This is a genomic window from cyanobacterium endosymbiont of Rhopalodia gibberula (genome assembly GCF_003574135.1).
Taxonomy (GTDB): domain Bacteria; phylum Cyanobacteriota; class Cyanobacteriia; order Cyanobacteriales; family Microcystaceae; genus Rippkaea.
The window spans coordinates 2,688,976-2,714,283 of the sequence record NZ_AP018341.1 but is presented as its reverse complement, the minus strand read 5'-3'; the positions used below and the strand labels follow the sequence as shown (position 1 = coordinate 2,714,283).

At 37.4% G+C, this 25,308-nt stretch carries 18 protein-coding genes; 8 read left to right on the top strand and 10 right to left on the bottom strand.

The window, feature by feature from the left end:
• Positions 1-10 precede the first annotated feature (10 nt).
• Positions 11-1,417 (top strand): 3-isopropylmalate dehydratase large subunit, encoded by a 1,407-nt coding sequence (gene leuC / locus RGRSB_RS08785; protein ID WP_119260720.1) that lies wholly within the window; start codon positions 11-13, stop codon positions 1,415-1,417.
• A 754-nt stretch (positions 1,418-2,171) separates the two neighbouring features.
• Positions 2,172-4,259 (top strand): elongation factor G, encoded by a 2,088-nt coding sequence (fusA, locus tag RGRSB_RS08780; protein WP_119260719.1) that lies wholly within the window; start codon positions 2,172-2,174, stop codon positions 4,257-4,259.
• A 579-nt stretch (positions 4,260-4,838) separates the two neighbouring features.
• Here the strand turns inward: fusA and RGRSB_RS10230 are convergent.
• Complete coding sequence (locus RGRSB_RS10230; protein WP_172582083.1) at positions 4,839-4,994, bottom strand: hypothetical protein; 156 nt, start codon at positions 4,992-4,994, stop codon at positions 4,839-4,841.
• 900 nt (positions 4,995-5,894) lie between these two features.
• On the opposite strand from RGRSB_RS10230, the gene metG reads away from it, so the two are divergent.
• The 6 genes from metG (at position 5,895) to RGRSB_RS08750 (ending at position 13,102) form a co-directional block, all read left to right on the top strand.
• Positions 5,895-7,496: a methionine--tRNA ligase gene (gene metG, locus RGRSB_RS08775; RefSeq protein WP_119260718.1), complete on the top strand. Its 1,602-nt coding sequence runs from the start codon at positions 5,895-5,897 to the stop codon at positions 7,494-7,496.
• A gap of 142 nt (positions 7,497-7,638) precedes the next feature.
• A complete protein-coding gene (locus tag RGRSB_RS08770; RefSeq protein WP_119260717.1) occupies positions 7,639-8,244 on the top strand; it encodes a LabA-like NYN domain-containing protein in 606 nt (201 codons plus the stop codon).
• A gap of 79 nt (positions 8,245-8,323) precedes the next feature.
• A complete protein-coding gene (lptC, locus tag RGRSB_RS08765) occupies positions 8,324-9,448 on the top strand; it encodes an LPS export ABC transporter periplasmic protein LptC (protein WP_232014508.1) in 1,125 nt (374 codons plus the stop codon).
• Positions 9,449-9,489: 41 nt separating this feature from the next.
• The gene (gene nblR / locus RGRSB_RS08760) at positions 9,490-10,188 is read left to right on the top strand and encodes a response regulator transcription factor NblR (protein WP_119261029.1); all 699 of its coding nucleotides are present in this window, start codon (positions 9,490-9,492) and stop codon (positions 10,186-10,188) included.
• A gap of 98 nt (positions 10,189-10,286) precedes the next feature.
• Positions 10,287-10,814, top strand: coding sequence for a DUF192 domain-containing protein (locus RGRSB_RS08755; protein ID WP_119261028.1), 528 nt, complete (start codon positions 10,287-10,289; stop codon positions 10,812-10,814).
• A 1,490-nt stretch (positions 10,815-12,304) separates the two neighbouring features.
• Positions 12,305-13,102 (top strand): type 1 glutamine amidotransferase, encoded by a 798-nt coding sequence (locus tag RGRSB_RS08750; RefSeq protein WP_119260715.1) that lies wholly within the window; start codon positions 12,305-12,307, stop codon positions 13,100-13,102.
• A gap of 1,410 nt (positions 13,103-14,512) precedes the next feature.
• Here the strand turns inward: RGRSB_RS08750 and RGRSB_RS08745 are convergent.
• From RGRSB_RS08745 to purC, 9 genes are all read right to left on the bottom strand, one after another.
• Complete coding sequence (locus tag RGRSB_RS08745; RefSeq protein WP_119260714.1) at positions 14,513-14,860, bottom strand: 2Fe-2S iron-sulfur cluster-binding protein; 348 nt, start codon at positions 14,858-14,860, stop codon at positions 14,513-14,515.
• Between the two features lie 106 nt (positions 14,861-14,966).
• Positions 14,967-15,737, bottom strand: a complete 771-nt coding sequence (hisF, locus tag RGRSB_RS08740) for an imidazole glycerol phosphate synthase subunit HisF (protein ID WP_119260713.1) — start codon at positions 15,735-15,737, stop codon at positions 14,967-14,969.
• Positions 15,738-15,824: 87 nt separating this feature from the next.
• Positions 15,825-17,048: an ATP phosphoribosyltransferase regulatory subunit gene (locus RGRSB_RS08735; RefSeq protein ID WP_119260712.1), complete on the bottom strand. Its 1,224-nt coding sequence runs from the start codon at positions 17,046-17,048 to the stop codon at positions 15,825-15,827.
• A 150-nt stretch (positions 17,049-17,198) separates the two neighbouring features.
• Entirely contained in the window at positions 17,199-17,321 is a 123-nt protein-coding gene (locus tag RGRSB_RS10810) for a hypothetical protein (protein WP_269460784.1), read from the bottom strand.
• An 836-nt stretch (positions 17,322-18,157) separates the two neighbouring features.
• Complete coding sequence (locus RGRSB_RS08730) at positions 18,158-19,000, bottom strand: inositol monophosphatase family protein (RefSeq protein WP_119260711.1); 843 nt, start codon at positions 18,998-19,000, stop codon at positions 18,158-18,160.
• Between the two features lie 142 nt (positions 19,001-19,142).
• Entirely contained in the window at positions 19,143-19,511 is a 369-nt protein-coding gene (locus tag RGRSB_RS08725; protein ID WP_119260710.1) for a 2Fe-2S iron-sulfur cluster-binding protein, read from the bottom strand.
• A 171-nt stretch (positions 19,512-19,682) separates the two neighbouring features.
• Positions 19,683-20,507: a UDP-3-O-acyl-N-acetylglucosamine deacetylase gene (gene lpxC, locus RGRSB_RS08720; protein WP_119260709.1), complete on the bottom strand. Its 825-nt coding sequence runs from the start codon at positions 20,505-20,507 to the stop codon at positions 19,683-19,685.
• A 746-nt stretch (positions 20,508-21,253) separates the two neighbouring features.
• Positions 21,254-23,554, bottom strand: a complete 2,301-nt coding sequence (locus RGRSB_RS08715) for a BamA/TamA family outer membrane protein (RefSeq protein WP_420823016.1) — start codon at positions 23,552-23,554, stop codon at positions 21,254-21,256.
• Between the two features lie 216 nt (positions 23,555-23,770).
• Positions 23,771-24,496, bottom strand: coding sequence for a phosphoribosylaminoimidazolesuccinocarboxamide synthase (gene purC, locus RGRSB_RS08710; RefSeq protein ID WP_119260708.1), 726 nt, complete (start codon positions 24,494-24,496; stop codon positions 23,771-23,773).
• Positions 24,497-25,308 lie beyond the last annotated feature (812 nt).

Here is a 25,308-nt window from a genome sequence, read left to right as displayed (position 1 = left end):
GTACACCTACATGAGTCAAAGAACCCTATTCGACAAGGTTTGGGATGCCCACACCGTCAGAATTTTACCTTCAGGACAAACCCAACTCTTTATTGGGCTCCATCTGATTCACGAAGTCACCAGTCCTCAGGCATTCGCTATGTTGCGCGAAAGAGGGCTGAAAGTGTTGTATCGTCATCGCACTGTCGCCACCGTCGATCACATTGTCCCGACAGAAAATCAATCTCGCCCCTTCGCTGACTATCTGGCCGAAGAGATGATTCAAGCGTTAGAAACCAACGCTAAAGAGAACGGTATCCGCTTCTACGGTATTGGCTCAGGAAATCAAGGAATTGTCCATGTTATCGCACCAGAACAAGGGTTAACCCAACCAGGGATGACCATTGCCTGTGGAGACTCTCATACCTCCACCCACGGAGCTTTTGGGGCAATCGCTCTTGGGGTAGGAACTTCTCAAGTTAGGGATATCTTAGCTTCCCAAACTCTAGCCTTGTCTAAGCTAAAAGTCCGTAGAATTGAAGTTAACGGGACTTTAAGCTCTGGAGTATATGCTAAAGATGTGATCCTCCATATTATACGTAAATTGGGAGTTAAAGGAGGGGTTGGTTACGCCTACGAATACGCCGGAACTACCTTTGATGGTATGTCCATGGAAGAAAGAATGACGGTGTGTAATATGTCTATTGAAGGGGGAGCCAGATGTGGCTATGTCAACCCCGATCAAGTGACCTTTGACTACCTTAATGGGAGAGATTTTGTCCCCACAGGAAACAATTGGAATGAGGCAGTACAATGGTGGAAAAGTATCCGCTCTGATAAGGATGCAATCTACGATGATATTGTGGTGTTTGACGCTGCAGAGATTGAGCCGACAATTACTTGGGGAATTACCCCAGGTCAAGGAATTGGAGTTGACGAAGAGATTCCTACCCCTGAGAGTTTACCCGATAGTGATCGCGCGATTGCCCAAGAGGCTTATCAGTATATGCAACTTTCCCCAGGAACCCCGATTAAAGGTACTAAAGTGGATGTTTGCTTTATTGGGAGTTGCACTAACGGTCGTATTAGCGACTTAAGAGAAGCGGCTAAATTTGCTCAAGGATACCAGGTTTTTGCAGGGGTAAAAGCTTTTGTAGTTCCAGGTTCAGAACGGGTTAAACTTCAGGCAGAAGCCGAAGGTCTTGATAAAATCTTTGTTGAAGCTGGATTCGAATGGCGCGAGGCTGGATGTTCGATGTGTTTGGCTATGAATCCTGATAAGTTAAAAGGAGATCAAATCAGTGCCTCCTCCTCTAACCGTAATTTTAAAGGCCGTCAGGGCTCATCTACCGGACGAACCTTGTTAATGAGTCCAGCAATGGTAGTGGCTGCAGCCATTAAAGGAGAAGTGGCTGACGTCCGGGAATTATTATCTTAACGGTCGGGTGGGCAATACCCGCCTTGTTCAGATAAATAATTAAACGATGAAACCTATGTATTTTGACTTTGGTAACAAAGGACTGTGTGTACTGATCCGTGAAAATTTTCTTTTGGAGAGTTTACTACAAAATATTGTACTTTTTCTCCTCTAGAAACGAGTATTTGAAAGCATCATCTGAACTTTTTTTGTCAATGTGAAACTCCTACTAATACTGAAATTACTCCACCTGAGTTATATAAAGAAAAGCTTTTCCATATCTTAGGACTGTAATTTCTGTGCCTAATGAACTAAAAAATATTAACTGCGCCTCCCTTGCCGCCTATATTTAGCGTAGATACATGCCTACTTATCGTATCTTTAACTCGTGCAAAGTCGTTCTAACGCTCTAAATCTTTCTAAACAAGCCATTTACCAAACCTACTCTGTGTTCAGTACTACTCTTACTTAGAGTTTTTAGGTTGTGATCGCTGGAACAGTTATTGTAGTCACTGTGGACAACCTACTCAAAAAGCTGAGCCTACTTTATTTACGTCTATGAATTTGAACATAGTCACAACAACTAGAGAAGGAAACAAACTTTCACTGTGATTTAAGTGTAAAATTGCTTAACAATTATTTTGTGTCGCCATAGGCGTAACTCAAATATGTAACGCTCCGAGTGGTTTAGTTCCAGCCTCCTGCGCTGGCTATGAGGGAAACGCCTGTTTTCCCTTAAAGACCATTTGTAAGACCTAAACCCTGTAGACCTAGTATGAAAAAAGACCTAACTCGTTACCGTAACATTGGCATCTTCGCTCACGTCGATGCGGGAAAAACTACCACCACCGAAAGAATACTCAAACTAACTGGAAAAATTCATAAAATCGGTGAGGTTCATGAAGGCGCGGCCACCACAGACTTCATGGAACAGGAGCAGGAGCGTGGAATAACCATTCAATCTGCCGCTACCAGTTGTTTTTGGAAAGAGCACCAACTTAATATTATTGATACTCCAGGTCACGTTGACTTTACTATTGAAGTTTATCGCTCTCTCAAGGTACTTGATGGGGGAATTGGAGTATTTTGTGGCTCAGGTGGAGTAGAACCACAGTCAGAAACCAATTGGCGTTATGCTAACGACTCCAAAGTCGCTCGAATTATTTACGTTAATAAACTTGATCGCACGGGGGCCGATTTCTTTTCAGTTATCAAGCAAGTTGAAGATATCCTGGCAGCTAAACCCTTAATCATGGTTCTACCTATTGGGATAGAAAGCGAATTTCGTGGAGTTGTTGATCTATTAACTGAAAAGGCTTGGATTTGGGACGATTCAGGAGATCCCATGAATTATGAGATTAAAGAAGTTCCTGCCGATATGGCTGATCAAGTCGCCTCTTACCGTGAACAGTTGATTGAAATGGCGGTTGAACAGGATGACGAGATCATGGAAAAATATCTCGAGGGGGAAGAACTAACTATCGATGAAATTAAGTCCTGTATCCGAAAAGGAACCCGTGAGCTTGCCTTTTTTCCCAGCTACTGCGGTTCCTCCTTCAAAAACAAAGGGGTACAGTTAGTTCTTGATGCTGTAGTCGACTATCTCCCCAACCCCACCGAACTTAAACCTCAACCCGAGGTTGATCTCGAAGGTAATGAAACAGGGAAGTTTGCTATTGTCGACCCAGAGAAACCCCTACGGGCTTTAGCTTTTAAGATCATGGATGATCGTTTTGGCGCACTCACCTTCACCCGTTTATATTCTGGAACCCTTTCCAAAGGAGATACCGTACTCAACACCGCCACGGGAAAAAGCGAAAGAGTTAGCCGGTTGGTGGAAATGCACGCTAATTCTCGCGAAGAAATTGAAACTGCACAGGCCGGAGATATTGTGGCAATTGTAGGGATGAAAAACGTCCAAACAGGTCATACGCTCTGTGATCCCCAGTTTCCAGCTACTTTGGAACCGATGGTCTTCCCTGACCCTGTAATTTCCGTTTCTGTTTTTCCCAAAAAGAAAGGAGACAACGAAAAAATGGGCATGGCACTCAGCAAGATGGTTCAAGAAGACCCATCATTCTATGTAGAAACAGATAAAGAAAGCGGCGAAGTTATTATGAAAGGGATGGGAGAACTTCACCTCGATATCAAGGTGGATATCCTTAAACGAACCCATGGAGTTGAAGTCGAGGTGGGTAAACCCCAAGTAGCTTACCGCGAGTCTATTACCAAAACCATAAATGATACCTATATCCACAAGAAACAATCTGGGGGTTCAGGTCAATTCGCAAAAATTGATTATACTATTGAACCTGGAGAACCTGGTAGCGGTTTTTCCTTCGAGTCTAAAGTAACTGGAGGTAACGTTCCCAGAGAATTTTGGCCGGCAGTTCAGAAAGGATTTGAAAATAGTATTAATAAAGGGATTTTAGCTGGTTTCCCCTGTGTGGATCTTAAGGTAACGTTAACCGATGGTGGGTTTCACCCTGTTGATTCCTCGGCGATCGCTTTCGAAATTGCTGCACGGGCCGGTTATCGTCAATCCATTCCCAAAGCAGGTCCTCAACTCCTTGAACCCATTATGAATGTGGATGTGTTTACCCCTGAAGATTATATGGGAGATGTGATCGGTGATCTTAACCGTCGTCGAGGAATGATTAAGTCTCAAAATTCAACTCCTATGGGAGCTAGAATCAAGGCTGATGTTCCCTTAAGTGAGATGTTTGGCTATATTGGAGACTTACGCACAATGACCTCAGGCCGGGGCCAATTCTCTATGGAGTTTTCTTACTATGCACCTTGTCCTAATAATGTGGCTGAGGAAGTGATCGCTGAAGTAAAAGAACGTCAAGCCAATTCTTAAATTTTCAACAAAATTTTTCGTTTTTAAAAAGTTCCTGATCGAAAATAATAGCGATCAGGAACTTTTTATCCTAGAAGCAGATATCCTTAACAATAAATATTTTTGAAGTACAATCTGATTAGTGCTAAATAGAATTAATTCATAAATTTAACCAACAAACGATCAAAATTATGCCTTATAAATTGGTAGTGGCATTGCACAGTTAACGATAGGAACAGTCCTATAACCCCAGGAAATTCACATTATTTAGATTGAGGATGAGGAATTTGGGAAGGTTTAGCTAGCTACTTTTCAAATTACTCATCTTCTCTCTTGTTAAGATGTTTTCGACGACAGGGCATCATTTCTCACTGTGAGTGGCCCACGATTTAAACTTTGAGTTAATCTGAGTTAATCAATAGTTACAACACCATGTCATTACGGAATACTCAAAACAATTAACTTACACTCAACAACCCTGTTATCGTGGTCGTGAAATTAATCCTAATATTGCTAAGCATTTAGCCTGGGATTTAAAAGTTCATGCTCAAACACGGGGAATTAAAATCACTCGAGATGCTTAGTAACAGAGAATTAAGACTAACTTTCACGAAAGTAGTTTAATTTTGACCACTCCCATTCTCCAATCCTTAATTCTGCTTGAGAACTTAGCCATCGCTTTTCCTTCTCCCCTTTAAAGGGTAGCAGGTTAGTTATTAACTTCTTATTAACTTCCCATAACTGTGTTAGCGTCACTTGACTACAGAAGTTTAATTTCTAAACCAGAAGAGTTACGTTTCAACGATCCTTTCTTAGCGGAGATAGCTTGCAATCACAAAAAAGGAATTTTTCCAAAAAAGTTTGCCATCATTTTACATACTGTGGTCGAGTTGAGCCAAACTTGTTGAGGAACATATAACGTTACAGTGGTTGAAAAATTATTAAAAATAGCTTTTCTATGATTGACGAATTCAATCATAGACCATCAAGTTCATCGATGGCGTTATAGTCATCTAAGAAAATATTTATAGAGAACCTTACATAATATTAAATCCACCCAGTTTGTTGATAATGGCAAGAGATGTATTTTCAGTGACTGAAACTAAAGATATATCTCTAAATTTTGAAAAAGTAACCTTTTCAGCCTAAGCAGCAACTAATTACTTTCTAACTTTAGGAGCAGATAACTTTCAGGAAAATTATCAGATTATCTATTTTCTACTAGAATCTTGCACTTATTTAAGTTTGGCTATTTTTTAAAAAAAAATCCAAAAATAAAGCAAAAAATAATAATAATTTAGGTTGATAAAGCCAACCGATTTGACTTGATAAAAATTATTAGTTCTCAAAATATCAACAAAAAATCTTAATTATTTTCAGAAAAATCTGAGAAACTATTACGATAAATTACGTTAGCTTAAAGAAAAATTCACAAGGTACCTCTTAAAGTAGACTAGATTCTGAAATAACAGAAAAATTGTCTATAAAAATTTTGGCTTAAGGTTATTTTTATTTATAGAGAGTCCTCTATTAGGTTAGAACTAAAAGTGATACAAATAACCAACAACTAAATTCCGAGTGAGGTTAAACATAACGGTAATAAAAATGTGTCAATGGTATAGGTAAATGCCGTTTATTTTTACAGTGTAAGTTTAAATGACCACAGACAAGACAAAGCCACAAATATTTTCCCTGACGACTCCTTTGTATTACGTTAACAACGTGCCTCACATGGGTAGCGCCTATACAACTATGGTGGCTGATGTCATAGCACGCTTTAAACGACTTCAAGGCTCCTCAGTTCTGTTTATCACGGGAACTGACGAACATGGACAGAAAATCCAGCGCACTGCAGTAGAAAGAAGTCTTGATCCGCAAGAACATTGCGATCAGGTTGTGGCCAGTTTTGAAGATCTGTGGCAAAAGTTGAACATTCAATATGATCGCTTTAGCCGCACAACTAGTCAACGTCATGCAGCGATCGTCAAGGAATTTTTCCAACGGGTCTACGATAATGACGACATTTATCTAGCTCAACAACAGGGATGGTATTGTGTTCCTTGCGAGGAATTCAAAGAAAAACGGGAATTACGAGAAGATGCGTGTTGTCCTCTTCATCCCAATAAAAAAGCCGAATGGCGTGACGAAGAGAACTATTTCTTTCGTCTGTCCAAATATCAAGAAGCTCTCGAAACCTTATATGAGGAACATTGTGATTTTATTGAACCAGAAACTCGCCGAAATGAAATCTTGAAGTTTGTTAATCAAGGGTTGCAAGATTTCTCAGTCTCCCGTGTTAATGTTGGTTGGGGTTTTCCTGTTCCAGTGGATGTTAATCATACCATTTATGTTTGGTTTGATGCTCTTCTAGGATATGTGACTGCTTTACTTGATTCTGATCAAGAACCGACCCTAGAAAATGCCTTATCTAAATGGTGGCCTATTAATCTTCACTTAATTGGGAAGGATATTTTACGCTTCCATGCAGTATATTGGCCGGCTATGTTGATGTCAGCTAAATTACCTTTACCTAAAAAAATTTTTAGTCATGGATTTCTGACTAAAAATGGTCAAAAAATGAGTAAAAGTTTAGGTAATACACTTAATCCCTTTGATTTAGTAAATCGTTATGGCTCCGATGCTGTACGTTACTATTTTCTCAAGGAAATTGAATGTGGACGAGATGGAGACTTCAATGAAACCCGTTTTGTTAATGTTCTCAATGCTGATTTAGCTAATGATTTAGGAAATTTGCTCAACCGAACTCTTGGGATGACCATAAAATACTGTAAAGGGGTAATTCCTCGAGTAGCTAATTTTCCTTTAGACCACCCCTTAAAAACTACTGGTCAGGATTTGGGTCTGAGAGTAACTCAAGCCTATGAAACCATCAAGTTTGATCAGGTTTGTGAAGAAATTTTTAATCTAATTCGGGCAAGTAATAAATTCATTGATGAACAAGCTCCCTGGAGTTTATTCAAACAAGGAAAACAAGCGGAAGTCGAAACTATTCTAGCTGCTGTGTTAGAATCAGTCCGCCTGAGTGCTTACTTATTGTCCCCAATAATTCCCAATTTAAGTAATAACATTTACCAACAATTGGGGTTATCTGTTGATTTTAATGAGGGCGATCACGTCCATCAAAATGCTCCCTTCACTCAACATAGTCGGTGGGGAAAAATTGAAGTTAGTCAAACCTTAACTAAGCCCCAACCTATTTTTGTTAGGCTTAACCTTCCTGAGGAAGAATCTACCTAAATCTGGCTGAACCGGGTTCTGGAGAAACGAATGTTGCCATTACACCTTTTACCAATTTACAAATCTCATGAAATATAAGCCAGAAATAACAAACCCATTTCATAAACCATACCTTCTCCATAATCAACCAGGAATAAGACAAATGTTTGAAGAATTTGAAGACGATTCTATATTTACACCAGAACAGGTATTAGAAAATAGAGGACGTGTTGCGATTTTTATTGATGGCTCTAATTTATTTTATGCTGCTCTTCAATTAGGAATTGAAATTGACTACACAAAGTTACTGTGTCGTCTGACAGGAGGATCTCGGTTATTAAGAGCTTTCTTTTATACTGGAGTTGATCGTACCAACGAAAAACAACAGGGTTTTTTATTGTGGATGCGTCGTAATGGTTATCGAGTAATTGCTAAAGATCTGGTTCAATTACCTGACGGCTCAAAAAAAGCCAACTTAGACGTGGAAATTGCAGTTGATCTCATGGCTTTAGTCGGAGCTTATGATACCTCCGTAATCGTCAGTGGCGATGGAGACTTAGCTTATGCGGCTGATTCGGTTAGCTATCGAGGAGCCCGCATCGAGGTTGTTAGCTTGCGTTCGATGACTAGTGATAGTTTAATCAATGTCGCTGATCGTTATATTGATCTTGATCAAATCAAAGAAGATATTCAAAAAACTCCCAAACCGAACATGTCTTATGGTAGTTTTTCGGGGGTCGGGATGTTAGATAGCAATAAACCAAGATAAGGTAGGTAAGTCAGACTCAAATAACTTCAACCAAATGGATAGCTCAAATTTTCTTCAGAAGCGGCATCTCCAACCCAATTTGGTTTTAACAGTCGGAGTGCTGTTTCTCCTCTCAGCTATCACTGCCTGTCAAGGAAAAAATCAATCTCAGAGTAATTCTGATGACCAACAGCAGGAAGCTGCTAATACAGAAAGTCAATTAATTCTCAACAATGCGACCTTAGAACAATCTAATGCGAAGGGAGAAATGCTTTGGAAAATTCAAGTAGATGAGGCCGCCTACAGTCCTGATCGTAAAAAGGCTCAATTAACTGCCGTAAAAGGCAATATTTTCCAAGACGGTAAAATTGTCCTTCGCATTAAAGCTGACCAGGGAGAAGTTGATCGAGATGGACAAGAAATTTATCTCAAAGAGAACATTGTTGCTGTCGATCCTCGTAACGATGCGGTAATGCAGAGTGACGAAGTGGAGTGGAAGCCCCAAGAATCCGTCCTCATGGTACGAAAAAATCTGCGGGGTTCCACTCCTCAACTTACAGCTTCTGCCAAGGAGGGTAAATATTATGCTACTAAGCAGGAACTTGAATTTATAGGCAATATTATTGCTACTTCAAAAAAGCCTCGGATGCAACTAAAAACAGAACATCTACTCTGGAAGATTTCTGAACAAAGGGTAATTGGTAAGCGTTTACTTAAAATAGTTCGTTTCCAAGATAAAATCATCACCGATAAACTAGTTGCTAACCATGCCGAAGTTCACCTCAACACCAAACAGGTCATTGTTAAAGACAATATTGAATTCAAATCAATTAAACCTCCAGTACAAGTAGCAACCAACGAATTTATTTGGAAATACGAAGCGCGCCAAGTCACTTCAAGCAAACCCGTCAAATTAATTCACTATCAACAGGGAGTTATCATCACTGGTAATCAGGCTGAGGTTGATATGACTAATAGTATTGCTTATCTTCGAGGTGGCGTTCAAGGTAATAGCACCGCTAATGCCGCCAAACTATATTCAAACGATCTTACCTGGAATGTTAACACTCAGATCATCGAAGCCTTGGGAAATGTCATTTATGAACAAACTAATCCCGACTTTAATTTAACTGGGGAAAAAGCCGTAGGCACCATTCATGATAACAAGATTGTTGTGAGCGGCAATGCTCAGGATCGAGTTGTAACAGAAATTTTTACCAAATAAATAACTTAAACTAACTGTCTTTTGTGAGAATGGTGTTACTTATGAGTGTAATTACCTCTACTACTATGAATCCTTGCATTTTACTAGTACAACTCGACGAATATTTTAATCAACGCGCGAAAGCTGATCTAATAGAAATTGGTTACACTCCAGTGATTGTATCTGATGCTCATCAAGCTCTACTCGAAGTTGAAAAGCAACAACCAGCTATGATAGTTATTGATCGTCACCGCTCAAAAAAAGCTGGATTGACTTTGTGCCGTCAGTTAAGAAAGGTTCAAAATCGAGTGTTGATTATTATGGTGCTTGATCAAGAAAGCGTTGAAGAAAGAGTGGCTTGTTTAGAGGCAGGAGCTGACGACTATATATTGACAGCCTATCATACTGAAAATTTGCTTAGACTAATCCATTTTTATTTGACTACTACTGAAACAGTTACTGAAAGACTTCAATTTGATAATTTAATGTTGGATTTGAACAGTCGCCAACTTTTTATAGATGAAACAGCCATTGATTTGACGATGAAGGAATTTGAATTGCTCAAATACCTCATGTCTCATCCTAAGGAAATATTAACACGAGATAAAATTTTAGAAAATGTTTGGGGATATGATTTTCAAGGAGAATCTAATGTCATCGAAGTTTATATTCGTTATTTACGCTTAAAAATAGAGAGTAAAAATGAAAAACGATTAATCCACACTGTTCGCGGTGTTGGCTATGTTCTACGAGAAGGATAGTCAATAAAGAAGAGAGACAAGGGAAAAATCCTACTTTGTATTTTTCTCATCTTTAACTGTAATTGTTTCTAAACACTGAATGTAAGATGGGACTCACAATGAAATTATCGATTTCCTTAGCCTCAACTGTTATTATTGCTATTTTATCTTTTGGATATTCTTTTCCAGAGCGGACTGAATCCCAGTCTAGTGAGATTGGGAGGACACTGGAAATAATTGCCAAAAACCAAGGTCAAAGCCTCCCTGTGGAAGCCAAAGCAATGATTAATGAACAAGTGATTGAATTAGAAGTGGCTAAAACTTCAGAACAACAAAGTATCGGGTTGATGTATCGGGAGTCTTTAGCAGATAATAGGGGAATGCTCTTTGTTTTTGAGCCTGCAAGACCGGTAAAGTTTTGGATGAAGAATGTTAATCTCTCTTTAGACATGATTTTCCTATTTAATGGAGAAGTTAAACAGGTGATTACTAATGTCCCCCCTTGTCAAGAAGACCCCTGTTTTACCTACGGACCTATTCTTAACACCGATATTGATATGGTAATTGAATTGCGGGGGGGGCGTGCTGCACAATTAGGTATTAAATCAGGCGATCACATTCATATTGAATTTTTCACTTCTTTTTGACATTCTTCCAGAAATACTCTTCCTGAGAAGTCTCCCAAGCGCACAGCACAGGACATCTTAGTCTACGATAGGACGTTACTGTTTTGCTGAGCTTTTCTAGATAGAATGGGAATATGGAAATGTTGCTATTTTTATACTTCCGTCCAGATATCTCTACAGTCATCACTACTGAACTATCCATAGACTGTGAATGTATAGGTTTTTAAACATCAGAAAAACTTTTTTTCTGTTTAGAACCCCTTAGCATTGTTGATTATCCGACATAGTCTGTGGACACATATACCCACCAGCTAGAGTAATAAGTTCGCCCTTTAATTTCTTAGCGTGTTTCTAAGTATCTATTAGACCAGTTCTATTCTAGCTTAGTCATTTAGCACTGATCGGCTTTCACCCTGAGACCGCAATATTATGGTCCTTCGGTTTGATACGTCCCACTTGTTTATAGTGGGGGCTTCCCACACAGAAACTAAAAATAAAAATCTCAATCTTGTTCAACAAAGTTAAAAATTAGTATCAAATTTATGCTAACTAATGTCTCTATTAGTTTTGAGCTTTGTTTTATCTTCTCAGTCTAGAAAATTTTCTAATTTTTTCAAAATTAGTTTATAGTTTACCCACTACCTTAATAGTTATTAACATAATGTTGTTTATTTATATATGACTACTCATTTCTTCTACATCGAAGAATAAATACTTAAGTTGATGATTCGTAGATATAACGTATTTTTAAATAATAGCTAAATTTGAATAAAATATTAGTCAACTTTAAGTAAAATTCTGTCCAATCCCGTAATGGAAAGTTCAGTTAATAGATGGCGTAAGAATAATACGAAAAAACTCAAAGAAGCTTTTAGCATTTTTTTCCATAGAGAGTTGACGAATCAGGAACGAGTAAGTGTAGCTACATGCACGTCTCTCAATAGCAGTTAATTATCTTCATTAGCTTCCTAACATATAGATAGTTTGCTTTTGAGGAAGATCATTGCCTAACGATTCACTCTGTTTTCTTGATATAAAACAGAGTGAATCGTTAGTCTACGAAAGACTACGAAGTGAAAACTTAATTAGTCGTTGTTACTCTTAGGACATAATCATCCTCAACCATCAAGGAACAATTAAAAGTTAAAGATAAAACCTACATAAAAAATTGAGAAAGACAATGTCAAATACTACTTATAAACAATTCTTACTTTTGTTGAATGAAGACTTAGTTCTTTCTAAGAATTCAATTGTTGTTGCTCAACGTTTAGTTGAATAAACATAAGAGTTTTTATCTCAATAGTCCCCAATAATCCTATGGCAGTACAGTGTAGTAAATCTTGAATAATTAGAGCAAATTGATGACTGCTTAAAACAGATCTGAGTTTAATTCGATCACGGTTAGTTAACTTTTTTAATTAAAAATTAACAGAGAGCACAAGAAACAAACCCAAAAGTGGATAGGCTCAGAGAACTAAGATAAAATGCTCTAATAACTTCTTGCTTAAACTATGTTTCAAACTCAAGAATTACGAATTGGTTGGCTCTATCCTACTTTAATGAGTACCTATGGTGATCGCGGTAACGTCATCTGTCTTCAACGTCGCTGTCAATGGCGTGGACTCAATGTTACTATTGTCCCTATAACTCAGCAAACAGAAGCCTCGGTGTTCAAGGAAGTTGATGTCATTGTCGGAGGAGGGGGGCAAGATCGTCAACAGGAAATTGTGATGCGGGATTTACAAGGGGCTAAAGCTGAGGCTTTTAAGGATAGAGTCGAAGAAGGAACCCCTGGAGTATTTACCTGCGGTTCTCCTCAACTGTTGGGTCATTATTATGAACCTGCTTTAGGACGGCGCATTGAGGGATTAGGGTTACTGGATTTAGTTAGTAAACATCCCGGAGCGAATGTATCTCGTTGTATTGGTGATGTTGTCTTTGAAATTACTTCTAGTCCCCTAGCAAAAGCTTTAAGAAAACAATTAGGGAAACCTCCAATTATCATCGGGTTTGAGAATCATGGAGGGCGGACTTATCTAGGAAAAGTTAAACCTTTAGGAAAGGTGATTAAAGGGTATGGGAATAATGGGGAAGATGGTTATGAAGGAGCTTTTTATCGTCATGTGATCGCTACTTATTGCCACGGACCTTTGTTACCTAAAAATCCTTTTATTGCTGACTGGTTAATTCAAACAGCTTTACAAGAAAAATATCAAACTGAAATTTCCTTGGACCATCTTGATGATTCTTTCGCAGAAAAAGCTAGGAAGGCTATGTTGAAACGCCTCAAAGTTAGTTGTTTAGTATAAAAAAATCACGGTGAAATGTCTACTAAGATTTAAAATACCAACGACTTTATTCCTTACTGCTGGGATAAATATATTGTTTTATGTTTCCTACGCTATTAGCTCAACCAGTGAGATGCTCGTAGAGCTTCTACAATCTCAGTATTGAAAACAACAAACAAATGAACTAACTGTTAACTTAGACCTGTAATTTCTTCAAAGAAAAACTATATTTTCCTGCTGAAACTAATATTAATCATAATAATCTAATTAATTCTAGTAAAGAAGTTGAATCTGGTACTTATTAATAAGTTTTGGTTAGTAAACCTAATAAAGTAAACTCAGATTATGTGGGAATTAATACCATGATCGTTCCCATTATGGAAGCAAATATTTTACTTTGTATTAGACCCAGTCTTAATCTTTAAGGAATCAAAACGGATTCCTCAACTTTTGATTAGGTAATTAATATAAGCGATCAAAAATATAGCATGACTATTCCTCTTTACTAGAGTATTTATGAGCAACCCTTATACGCTGATGGATAAAAATATTCAACAATCTTTATCGATCAAGACAAATTTAGTTAATTGATTTAAAAATCAACATATTTTATTGATAGCAACAAATAAATATTTTTCACTTTGGAGCATTAAGGCAGAAAACCAGGTTTTATTAAAAAATATTTTCCCTTTTAGGTAGTATTTGCATGATCTAGGTTTATATCCAACTTTTTTCTACAATTATCCTAAAAGTTTTCCAATTTAAAAATGTAGTTTTATCCACTGAAATAATGGTATTTTCTACTCACAATTGAGGAATTAAACTTTGAGAAAACTATGATTTCAATAAATCTATGTCTTAACTTATATGAATATTTAAAATAATTAAAGGTATCATCAAAAAATGACTTACTCTTTATCTTTTTTTATTAGAGAAAATTATCTCTCTACTCTAGTATTAGACCCGTATGGATATTTTTAAAATTATTAAATCTGGCTTAATCTGTATTTAGATATACTTTTCCATCTTTATAAAAATCTTCCAATTTTTTTTACCTTAGTACTTCTTGTTCTAGTTTATTTATTGCCTAATATTTGTAATTTTTTTCTGATTATTTCTTTTTTTTGATACGTACAATTTATATATATATTCACTAATATAGTCTCACAATCTTGTTTAACAGTAGAAAGATGTTAATAGTTCATAAAAGTATCGTCAAAAGATGACGTACTTCATCCGTTAATCTCACCCGAACTGAATGAACTACAATATCTTCTATATCCCATGGCAACAAGCACTTGGAATCACCTTACTCAGGTATTTTCAAGAAACTATTGAACCTCGACAAATGAAAATCATGAAAAATATCAAGTAAAAATTCATTATGTTAGTTGGCAGTCAACGTTTGTTCCTTGTGTTCCCCACCCATAATTACCTCTCACTGTGCTTTTTTTTATCGTTCAAAGGTACACCTAAAATAGATGAGCAGGGTTTAGTTTTAACCTTAACTAGTTCATTAACCAATGTTTGACAGGATAAGCGATAATTATCGGGCTTTTTCTTAAGTATGCGCTGCTCAAAATCTGTTCGTGGCGATAAATTTTCTATCCCTTCAATAATTTCTACAATACAAGTCCCACATTGACCATGACCCCCACAATTAATAAGTTTTCCCTTTAAAGTATAGAGATCAATCTGGTTTTGCAGAGCCCTTTCTCTGAGGTTAACTCCTTGAGCTGCTACAACATCTTTATTTTCCCTAACAAAAAAAATAGTCATTTTCCCTCATCATCCGAATCTAAGTCTTTAACATTCTTCCATAATTTTAATAAGTTTTAACACTAGGCTAATCTTAACTAACAATTTTGTTTTAGTTAAGTAGTATTTATGTGCCTCTAACGGGAACTTGGCGAGCACGTAAGTATTCTTTTACTTCACCAATAGTTAACCTACCGCAATGGAGCAAAGAAGCTAATAAAGCGGCTTCAGCACGACCTTTAGAGAAAGATTCATAGATATGTTGACAATTTCCCGCTCCTCCAGAGGCAATTACAGGAATTTCTACACGTTCAGCGATAGTATGAGTTAATTCCAGATCATATCCAGCCTGAGTTCCATCCGCATCCATACTGGTTACCAACAATTCCCCTGCACCCCGTTTTTCTGCATCTTGTGCCCACTCGATAGCATCTATCCCCGTACCTTCCCGTCCTCCTCGCACATAGACCTCCCAGCCGTCACTATCAGGATGTCTACGCCGTCTAGCATCAATAGCAACTACGATACACTGTTTACCAAAGCGATCACTAGCACGATTGATAAAATCGGGTTTACGAACAGCGGCGGAGTTAATACTGATTTTATCAGCTCCGGCCCTTAACAGACTTTTGATATTCTCTAGGGTCTGAATGCCACCCCCAACGGTTAAAGGGATAAAAATGGCTTCGGCAGTACGATAAACGACATCAATAATGGTGTCTCGTCCCTCATGAGTGGCAGTAATATCGAGAAAAACCAATTCATCAGCCCCAGCATCGTTGTAAATTTTGGCTAATTCCACAGGATCTCCAGCATCTTGGAGATTAATGAAATTAACTCCTTTGACTACGCGACCGGCACTAACATCGAGACAAGGTAAAATTCGTTTAGCTAACATTTCAACGAGTTTTTTTTAGTAGATATTTAATTTATTTCTAATTTTAGACTTAAAAAGTAATTACCTAAATCAGAGTTGATTTTCAGTTTAATTGTTCAGAGTTTCAATGTTTACTTCTCCTGTTTCGGTCATCCAAACAAGAGTTTTAATGCAACTTTTCAGCGCATAATTACGAATTTCTTCGGGAGAACGTCCCCCCAATTCTAGGGCTACCCTTAACTTTTCTGAAGACTGTCTAAGTTGTTGAGCATAACTCAAGGCTATTGATTGGGACCGGGAAGTTTGAGCAATCACGAGAAAATCAATTAGAGGAGGAGTTTGTGGCAAAATAGCAGTGGTTAATAAGTAAGTATACAGGTCTTCAAGATTGAAAGAAAATCCAATACCTGGGGCTGATGTTTGCTGAGGATGGTAAACTCCAAGAAGTTTGTCATAGCGTCCTCCCTGACCTAGAATTTGTAATTTGTTGTTACTTTTTCCAACAGCTTTAAACACAATTCCTGTATAATAATCAAAGGTTTGAATTAGACTTAAATCTAAGATAAACGGAAAAGGTTTTGACCAGCTTGTTTCAATTAGTTCGACCAAGTATTTTAGGTTGTTAACACTTTTTTCTCCAGCTTTGTCTAACTCTAATTGGCTAACTTTTTGGAGCACCTGAGCAGGAGTTCCCCGTAAATCAAACAATAATTTTCCTCGCTGTTGTAAGTCAACAGAAGGATAGTCAAGATTTTCTAAGGTGACATAGTCAAGTTGAGCCAGACATCGACACACCTGACTTTTGAGGGAACCTGGGAAGGGTTCAAGAAGTGATCGCGTCAAACTGGCTTCTCCTAAAATAAGATGCCAATAGGGGATTCCTAACTGTTCGAGACAATCAGCGACTAATAATAAGATTTCCGCATCCGCTAACACTCCTCCCGAAAAAAGCAATTCTACCCCTGCTTGATAAAACTCTAATTGTTTTCCGTGATGACCTACCGGAGGATCTCGAAAAACATTAGCACGATAACAGAGGCGTTGGGGATAAGTGGTATCAGCCATGCGAGTAACAGCAGTCCGGGCAATCGAAGCAGTTAGTTCTGGCCGCAATCCTAATTGCCCTGTAGAACTATCCCGTAGTTGAATCACTGTCGAAGGATCAATAGCTCCTCCGGCTATCAATGTTTCTAACCATTCAATGGTGGAAGTGACAACACGTTGATATCCCCATTGTCCAAAGACTTGTTGAAGAAGATCATTAATCCAAGCCTTTTGTACAACTTCGAGGGGAAGTAAGTCTCTTGCTCCTGCAGGTGGTTGATTGATCATGGTTTTTTTTGCCTCTTGCTTTGTATTGTTTTGCCCCAAAAATGGGAGGTTAAAGTCCTATCTTTTAGCCTAGCGTAGGATCGCCTTTTACCAGCAAAGTGTAAGCTACCTCTTTTTTCTAAATAAAGAGTCAAAAAGTTTTCCCTGGATTTAGTTATTAGAAGATTTGTTTTTGTCATTACTCGTCAGTTGTTTAAGATATTTTTTAGGTTGAGTAACCACCAGGTGTTTAGAGTTTTCTTGCGAAGCTTTATTGAGATGAACCTTAGCCATGGTGAGTTACTTTCCTTCAAAAGAAGTTAATCCTAGTGAGCCATGACATACTGAATTGTTTGGTTTAGTTTTCAGAGCTTCTCGTAATTCTACGATGGCTTAGAACATTATATTATTGACGATCAAGATATCAACTTGTCCCTAGAATGACAGAATAAACAACAGAAACAAGAGTTTTTTCAATCTTTAGCGGTTGTTTCAAGTCTTCTAGATAAAATTCAAGTTTAGGTAGTTCAGGAGGAGGTTTAATCTTAGTTTTTTTGCCGCATTCGTTGCTTAGATAAACTAAATTCAATTCATTAATTTGAGCAATTTTACTAATGTTTAACCCGAGCCCTGATATTGTTCATAAGTTAAGGATTTGATTAACTTTTAAATAAATTCAATAAAGTATTTTGAGTCACTGTAACTTGAAATAATTTATATGCAGTTTTAGACCTGAAAGCAATAGCAATCAATATGTATTGCTAAATACAGACCATTTTAGCTGGCTTTTAAATGGCGTTTTCTAGGCAAAATTAACTGATTTTTATGACAACTTATTCTCTAGTTTCTTTCTGTTTTTTGTTTGACCTTTATAAGTATTCAGAATAAAGACAAAAACAAAAAGAAACTTTCAGGTAACGTTAGCGAATTTGCTCGACATCTACATCTATCAAAAATCCAAGAATTGCATAGTAATAGTGGCCGACGAGCTCAGATTTAAATAGTCCTTGTTAAATAGAAAAACTTATACCAAATTATAAGCCCACCCCTTCAGTGACTGAAACTTCTCTTTTTCTTATGTTGTTGTCATCTTTGCTGCGCCTTTAAACACCAAATTTATGGCTATATAACTAGAATGGTTTTACTTGATAAAAATTCTGCAGCCAGGGCAATGCTTCATCTAAAGCTTGACTCAAAACATGATGAATATGCCCGTTAGTAGCTAATAATCTCCCCGATTCAATAATTAAAGTACTCTCATCATAAGCAGAGATTTTTCCCCCTGCTTCCTCCAAAATGATAATTCCTGCGCTAATATCCCAAGGGCTTAATCCTCTTTCCCAATACCCATCGAGGCGGCCACAAGCTACATTTGCCAAGTCAAGGGCGGCCGCTCCTGCACGGCGCACCCCTTGAGTGATATGAGTTAAGTAACAAAATTCAGGATAATTGGTATCTTGAGTCTCCTGGCGATCATAAGGAAATCCTGTGACAAGCAAACTATTACTTAATTCTGTAGTTTTGGAAACTCGAATAGGACGATAATTAAGGGTAGATCCTAATCCTTTAGCCGCTCTAAATAACTCTTTCCTAAAGGGATCATAAATGGCTCCTACTTGGGGTATTCCCTCTATCAATAACCCGACAGATACGGCGTAAATGGGATAGCTATGGGCATAATTAGTAGTTCCATCAAGAGGATCAATTACCCAAAGATAATCACTCTTAGCTACTCCTAAGAGACCAGATTCTTCAGCTAAAACTTGATGTTGAGGAACTCGACGGTGTAGAATACCTAGAATAGCTGCTTCTGCTGTTTTATCAGCTTCGGTGACTAAATCTCCAGGACGACCTTTCTCCTCAATTCTTTCTAATTTACCCCAAAGATCTTGTAAAATTACTCCAGCAGTCATCACCGCTTCTGTGGCAATCTCTAAAAGTGTTTCTAGTTCGTTTTGACTTGGTTTGTGCATGATTAATAGTTAATAATAAACTATTGATAACTTAATAATGGATAAATTTTATTCTAAAAATAAACCTTAAAGTGTTTTTTAAAAATTTCAGTTTCTCCTCAATAATTAAGGATATTATCATCTATAATATCTATCTATTAATTTAATCATCATACGCAAAAATTTTAAATTTCTTTTCCCCCTTACAAAAATACTGTCCGAATTGAATCTCATAAACTTCATCTTCATTTTGAGTTTCTACTTCTAAGCAAGATCGAGCATAACTAACACACAATAAAGCATAACCTTTGTCTTTCAGTTCTGGAGATAATCCTACAGCTTCAGGTTGATAGACTTCTCCTGATAGAATACGCACAGCACAAACGGTACAAGCTCCATTTCTACACAAAAAAGGCAATTGATTACCTTGTTCTTCCACACTATGAAGAATGTAGTGATCATCGGGTACTTTTAAGGTATATTCTTTTCCTTCTTGACGATGGTTTATACGAACTGTATGATAACGGGTCATAGTTGAACAAGACAGAATACTAGTGACAGTAAGAATAAACCTAGACTTGATGATAACTCTGCTCTTTACTCTATGGTAAACTTTTTTGCTTTTCTCGTAAATAGTTAAGTTATTAAAACATTCATATAAATCGAGTCTCCGATTATTTATCAGGTTAATTCATGTTTATTCTTAAGAATTCAACTTTTCTTGGATCGCCATAGCTAATTGAATATGAAGCTTATGACTTGCTTTATAGGCTAAAAAATGCCCTTGAGGAATGGTTCCTAATAAACTTAAATCCCCAATTAAATCTAATAATTTATGACGGACAGGTTCATTTTCAAATCTCAAAGGGAGATTTAACCATTTTTCGTGATCACACACCAAGGCATTTTCTAAACTTCCTCCCTTAATTAAACCTGCCTTTTGTAGTTTTTCAATTTGATCAGCAAAACCAAAAGTTCTAGCAGGGGCGATTGTATCTTCAAAAGATTCTATATTAGGATTCCAACTGTGCCACTGATTGCCAATAACAGAGTAAGGAAAATCAATTCCATAGGTAAAACGAGTCTCAGACGCAGGTACAGCAGCCACAAAAGCTTCTCCATCCCTAATCAAAATCGGTTTTAATAAGGGAGAACCTGCGGACAATGAAGAAGGACTAACACCCCCTTGAATCATCGCTTTAAACCATTCCTGAGCAGATCCATCCAACAACGGGACTTCTGGTCCATCAATTTCAATACGGGCATCTTTGACCCCAATAGCTATTAACGTGGATAGAAGATGTTCAACCGTACGAATGGCTACTTTTCCTTGACTTAATTCCGTTGATAAAGTCGTCTGACTAACTGAAGCTACCTCAGCACGAATTATAGGATTTCCTGGTAAGTCTACCCTAACAAAATAGCGACCTTCTCCTGATTGTGCAGGTAAAATATTTACCTTAGTTTCCACCCCGGAATGTAACCCAACTCCTGATACTGTAATAACCCCTTTAACCGTAGAACTCATAATTACCCTCAAGGTATAAATAACAGTCTTTTATCAATTATTGTTTGTTCAAATCTCTATTACTTACTCCATATCTAGATTCTAATACTTCAGCTACTTGTAATACCGTTAATCCCAATTTGAGTAAACACAGAGAATGGAAGCTGTCTTAGTGGTTAATTATCTTTTTTATAGTCTTTCTTGGATATCTTGAAAGCATGAAATTTATTTCAACGTATCTACACTAAAAATGACATGCCCTCTACCTCCTGACAAGTCAAAATGGGTAATCTCTAAAAAAAAGCTTTCTATTAATTTTAAAAAAACTTAACCAACCTCAAGTTTTTTTAAAACTCTTTGAATAAATGAGCCAACGCTCATTGTTAATCAATTGTATTTTTTGACTTATCATTAATTGTATTATATTGAGTCCTTATCTCGTTAAATCTTGTTTATGTATCCGACGATTAGGATAAATTACATTCTATTTCTAATTATTATTTATATTGGTTTTACTTAAGTAAAAAATCGGCGAAGCACCAACTGTATATAAAATAAATTGTTAGTTTTAAATCGAACTTTACATAAATAAATCGTGATAGTTTTATTTAACATTTTTAGGAAGAAAAACTCCATAAATCCGAAAAACAAGTTGTTTAACTTTCACCGAATCAAGGCGATAATCTCATCCTCTAATTAAAGTAATTTGAACCAATTGAAAAAAAATCGAGGGGAAAATCAGAAAAATAATAAAATCTGGTTTTTCATTAAAATCTTTCCCCAATACCAAAGTGGAGGCGGGAATCCCCCTCATTATTTACTCCATAGTCAACCCGAATTGGCCCAACTGGCGATTGAATGCGAACACCAAGGCCGTAACCATAACCATCACTAGGTAATCCTCGAATTGTACCTGGAAAGCCTCTTACTGAGCGTTGAGACTTAATCGTTGTCCCATAGTCAACAAAGAGAGCTGCCCCAACTGCTGGAATGATAGGAAAGCGGTATTCTGCTGTTGCTTGGAAATAACTACGTCCATTTCCTAATTCTCCTTCATCGTAACCACGCACTGAGTTACTTCCCCCAATGACAAAGGCTTCATAAGGGGGTAAATCCTCGAAAACTGTTCCTGCTTGAAAATTAAAAGCCAATGCTTGAGGTTTTGGTTGATCTTCATCAATAAAGCCTAAATCAATAAAATCTACAGGGATATAGTGACTATAGCTTCCTCGTAATCGGGTAAAGAAAATACTGCCTGAACCTACGGGTATAGTTTGTTCGACTCCCAAGCGCAACAGATGACCACTCGTAGGACGTAAAGGATTGTTACGAAAGTCTTGAGAAGCTCCAAAACTGATAGTAAACAGGTCATCCTTTCCCTCATCACTAAAAGCTAAGGGTTGAGAGGGAAAACCATTGAGAGGGGCTGATAAAGGCGCAATATCACCCTCCGAATTTTCCACTTGAACCCGTTGATAGTTGAAGCCTAGGGAAGTTCGCCAATCGGGTACACTGAAGGCATCATCTGCCAAAGGACGTACAAAAGTTACCCCACCCCCAGTCCGAACTACCCGTGGACTATCAAAGTCGTTGAGGGTTCTAATCGAAGAATCATCTCCATCAAAGACTAGAGAGATAGTCCGTCTACGGAATCCATTAACCGTATAAGCAGTGCGAAAAGGATCACCGGCAATCCAAGGATCGGTAAAATTGACATCGAAGAGTAATTCCCGTTCTCCAACTTGAACCTCACCCCCGATAGTTTGGTTATTTCCTCCTAGGTTTTGCTCTTGATAACTGACTGTTCCAAACAGTCCGCTAGTGGAACTAATTCCAGCTCCTGCAGCCAGAGATCCAGTATTTCCTTCCACTACATCTACATTAACAATAACCTCTCGCGGATCTTCCCCCGGGCTAAAAGAAATTCTGACATCTTCAAACAACCCTAAACTAAAGACTCTTTGCAAATCAGTTTGAGCGATTCTGCGGTTAAAAACATTCCCTGGTTCGAGTTGCATCTCACGAGTCACAATAAAAGGGCGTGTTCGACCATTAATGGGTTCATCTTCTGCGTCGAAAAATCTCACTTGTACGTCTTGAATTACCCCTTCGGATACCACTAGGGTTACAATTCCATCATCCCCAACTTTAGGAGAACCAATAACCTGGGCTAGATCATAGCCTTGTTCAGAATACCATTCATTAAGTTTTTGGATGCCGTTTTGTAATTCTCGTAGATTAAGAATTGTCCTATACTGATCCCTAAAAATATCCTCAACAACTTCAGGCGGTAATGCTCGAGCTTCCTCATTTGTGCCTGTTTCTACGACAACTTCACTCAGAGTTGGGTTAGGTTGCACATCGAAGGTAATGCGTACCCCTAAAGGTGTATCGGCAGGGGTAACTTTAACATTAGAAAAGAATCCAGTGGCATAGATTGCATTAACATCTTCTTGTAGCAGAGAGCGAGTAGCTGTTCGTCCTGGCCTAGTTTGAACAGTGTTATAGACTAGATTTCCTAGGTCCTCATCAACTCCACTAACTAAAACTTCTACCACTAAAACCCTGGGTTCTTCCCCTGATATTTCTTCAATCAAAGGACTATCTGACAAGGATGGTTCAATAGGAGTCTGGATTTCCTTTGAGGTTGGTAATTTGTCCTTTTCGGGTAATTCTATCTCAGATACCTCAATTTGCCCTTGAGTATCCGTTGAAGAAGTTAAATCTGCCGCAATCACCTTTTTCAACTTAGAAACCAAGGGAGTTTCCTGTTCTAAGATTGATGAAATCTGAAAGTCTAAATCTTCTGAGGTGACAGGCATTATCAATGCCGGAGTCTCCTGAGAAACAGCTAAATTATTAGCCTTTGAATCTGTCAGAGAGGTTACATCGGTTTCCATTACGTTTTCCAAAATAGAAACCGACGCAGGTGCTAGTGCAGTTTCCCCTAGCATGACGGACTTAGAGTCCGTCATGCTTACTATAGTCTCTGAATTCTCCTCTTCGAGAGTTGTTTCAATTAAAGGGACTATAGTTTCTCCCCTAATAGACTGGGCCAAGTTTAACATAGTGGCAGTTACGAAAGGAACTACCACCATAGGAGACAACCGTAATTTTTTAATCTCGTTTGACACTTCCACACACCCAATCAAGCTACAGCGTTGTTTATTGTATTTATATTTTTGTTATTGACTCATAATAGCTGACAGAGTGCCTAAGCAACCGAGCTAAATTATCGAATCTAGTGACCAGAACTACTCGTAAAGGTTCCAATGTCAGGGACTTTATCTGATATTTAATTTTTCTAAAACCTTTTGTTGAACCTGTCGATAGGCTGCTTCTACTTCTCCTAAGTCGTGCCGAAATCGATCTTTATCCAAAACTTTATCTCGGATATTTTTTGTTTGTTTATCCCACAAACGACAAGTATCAGGACTAATTTCATCGGCTAGAAGGAGGTTTCCTTGAGGATCTAAACCAAATTCTAATTTGAAATCTACTAAGGTAATCTGGCAACTAGCAAAAAACTCTGTCAAATATATATTGATTTTTAAGGCTATAGACTGAAGTTGTTCAAGTTGTTTTTGGGAGGCTAATTCCAGGAGTAGTAGACGCTCACGGGTTAATAATGGATCTCCAAGTTCGTCGTTTTTTAAATAAAATTCTACTAGAGGAAAAGATAAGATTTTACCTTCGATTAAGCCTGTTTGTCGGCACAGACTCCCCGCGGCAATATTTCTAACAACTACTTCAATTGGGACAATTTTGACGGCACGGATGCGCATTTCACGATGACCAGGTTGATCTATAAAATGGGTAGCAATATTTTTAGACTCTAGCCATTTGAATAAAGCTGAGGAAATTTGGCAGTTAATTTCTCCTTTACCCTGTATTATGCCTCTTTTTGAGGAATTAAAAGCTGTTACATCATCTTTAAAGTGAGCAAGAAGAATTTCGGGATCATCGGTAGTATAAATAATCTTGGCTTTTCCTTCATAGACCTTTTTCATTTGTTGTTTACCCTTATTAGTAATCGGTTTAGTGGTCAGTAAGTTGTTCTTGGCTATAGTATTTCAGTGTGAAGATTTCTCTTAATTCTGACTCAATACAGTTTATTTAAGTTTTAATTAACGGTAGTTTTTTTGCTTATCACCTATTGTCAGTTTCAATAACAGTTCCCCCATGGACAAAAAACTATGACTCTTTATTCTTAGAAAATGGGCATGGAGAAACACATTAGAGTCTACCTCACAAAAGTTAGAAGCGCTACACTTTAGTTCAGAAACGTTAAAGATAAATTCGATTATTGAGTAAACCAAATCAAGACAAGTAACTAGTATTGTCGAATCAACTTAAGTTTCTTGATGGTTTTTAACTTTGGTAGTCTTAGAAGCTAAGTTATATAAACCAGTTGTAAATCAAAAAATCCTATATTTTTTTCAAAAAAAATAACAAACACCACCACAGATTTTTTTTAAAAAAAATCAATAAAATCCATAGCAACAAGTCATTAAAAATGACACTTGAATACTAACAAATATTAAAACTCTAACTATTGATTATTTATGTTTGGACTCACATAACATAGATAATCAACGGTTTCTCGAAGTCCCTATAAAGAAAAATTAGTTCTTAATGCTAACCTGCAAAAATCTGTCCAACAGGTTAGCTATAATCTTTGACTTTGAAAATACCGGTCAAATTTTCCCGGAATAAGCTTATTATCCATTGTATAAAGACCTTTAGAAATCACTTGAATATAGTAAAAAAAGACTTGAATTTAGTAAAAAAAAATAAAATTGTGGATTATTATTCATAATAG

Excerpts from the sequence above, each read along its gene's own strand:
- fusA (WP_119260719.1), top strand. The coding sequence starts at position 2,172 with ATGAAAAAAGACCTAACTCGTTACCGTAACATTGGCATCTTCGCTCAC.
- metG (WP_119260718.1), top strand. The coding sequence starts at position 5,895 with ATGACCACAGACAAGACAAAGCCACAAATATTTTCCCTGACGACTCCT.
- RGRSB_RS08735 (WP_119260712.1), bottom strand. The coding sequence starts at position 17,048 with ATGATCAATCAACCACCTGCAGGAGCAAGAGACTTACTTCCCCTCGAA.
- leuC (WP_119260720.1), top strand. The coding sequence starts at position 11 with ATGAGTCAAAGAACCCTATTCGACAAGGTTTGGGATGCCCACACCGTC.
- purC (WP_119260708.1), bottom strand. The coding sequence starts at position 24,496 with ATGAAAAAGGTCTATGAAGGAAAAGCCAAGATTATTTATACTACCGAT.
- RGRSB_RS08725 (WP_119260710.1), bottom strand. The coding sequence starts at position 19,511 with ATGACCCGTTATCATACAGTTCGTATAAACCATCGTCAAGAAGGAAAA.
- RGRSB_RS08750 (WP_119260715.1), top strand. The coding sequence starts at position 12,305 with ATGTTTCAAACTCAAGAATTACGAATTGGTTGGCTCTATCCTACTTTA.
- hisF (WP_119260713.1), bottom strand. The coding sequence starts at position 15,737 with ATGTTAGCTAAACGAATTTTACCTTGTCTCGATGTTAGTGCCGGTCGC.
- RGRSB_RS08770 (WP_119260717.1), top strand. The coding sequence starts at position 7,639 with ATGTTTGAAGAATTTGAAGACGATTCTATATTTACACCAGAACAGGTA.
- RGRSB_RS08730 (WP_119260711.1), bottom strand. The coding sequence starts at position 19,000 with ATGCACAAACCAAGTCAAAACGAACTAGAAACACTTTTAGAGATTGCC.
- RGRSB_RS08755 (WP_119261028.1), top strand. The coding sequence starts at position 10,287 with ATGAAATTATCGATTTCCTTAGCCTCAACTGTTATTATTGCTATTTTA.
- RGRSB_RS10810 (WP_269460784.1), bottom strand. The coding sequence starts at position 17,321 with ATGGCTAAGGTTCATCTCAATAAAGCTTCGCAAGAAAACTCTAAACAC.
- RGRSB_RS08715 (WP_420823016.1), bottom strand. The coding sequence starts at position 23,554 with ATGTTAAACTTGGCCCAGTCTATTAGGGGAGAAACTATAGTCCCTTTA.
- lpxC (WP_119260709.1), bottom strand. The coding sequence starts at position 20,507 with ATGAGTTCTACGGTTAAAGGGGTTATTACAGTATCAGGAGTTGGGTTA.
- RGRSB_RS08745 (WP_119260714.1), bottom strand. The coding sequence starts at position 14,860 with ATGACTATTTTTTTTGTTAGGGAAAATAAAGATGTTGTAGCAGCTCAA.
- nblR (WP_119261029.1), top strand. The coding sequence starts at position 9,490 with ATGAGTGTAATTACCTCTACTACTATGAATCCTTGCATTTTACTAGTA.